Origin of the sequence: Collinsella sp. LCP19S3_B11 (genome assembly GCF_052121915.1) — a bacterium.
Lineage (GTDB): Bacteria > Actinomycetota > Coriobacteriia > Coriobacteriales > Coriobacteriaceae > Collinsella.
In genome coordinates this window covers 1-541 of sequence record NZ_JBQKDI010000058.1, presented here as the reverse complement: position 1 = coordinate 541, position 541 = coordinate 1, and the positions used below count along the sequence as shown (strand labels likewise).

The window sequence follows — 541 nt, the reverse complement described above, 5'->3', positions numbered from 1 at the left end:
TGGGCGCGGCACGGGGCGCGCTTCACGCGCGACTTCGAGGACTGGGTGGCGTGGCTGGCGGTCCGCTGCACCGCCTCGGCGGTCTCCGAGCTCGCCCGCGTCGAGTGGCACTGTTGATGTTCACTAAGAAGTGGTCCGAGTGATCACTGGGAAATGAGCACCGTGAGCACGAAAAATTGAGCAGTTTAAGCAAGAGGGCCGCGCCCCGGGGACCGGGGGCGCGGCCCTCGCCGTATGGTTTCCCCGGGCGGTTACCCTGGCGAGCCCGCCCGGGAAGGATGGAGGAGATGACCGTGCCCCTGGACACAGTGAACGATATACGGTCGATGGATGCCGCCGGGCGCTCGAGGTCCGAGATCGCCCGAATGCTCCACGTGAGCCGGAACACCGTGGCGAAGTACGCCGACATGGAGGACATGTGGATTGGCTACACTGATGTGGACAGTTCCGGGAGGGGCGCGAGAGACGGGAGGGCCGTATATGAGGGACCCCAGGCACCCGAGGCATTTCACCGACGAGTTCAAGAGGCAGATAGTCGACC

2 protein-coding genes are annotated in these 541 nt (G+C 65.1%); both read left to right on the top strand.

From position 1 onward, the window contains the following. The coding region (locus ACTQV4_RS10360; RefSeq protein ID WP_441569789.1) for a transposase family protein at positions 1–117 on the top strand (117 nt) is incomplete at its 5' end. A gap of 170 nt (positions 118–287) precedes the next feature. Further along, positions 288–541 (top strand): hypothetical protein (locus ACTQV4_RS10355; protein ID WP_441569788.1); only part of this gene is annotated, 254 nt, incomplete at its 3' end.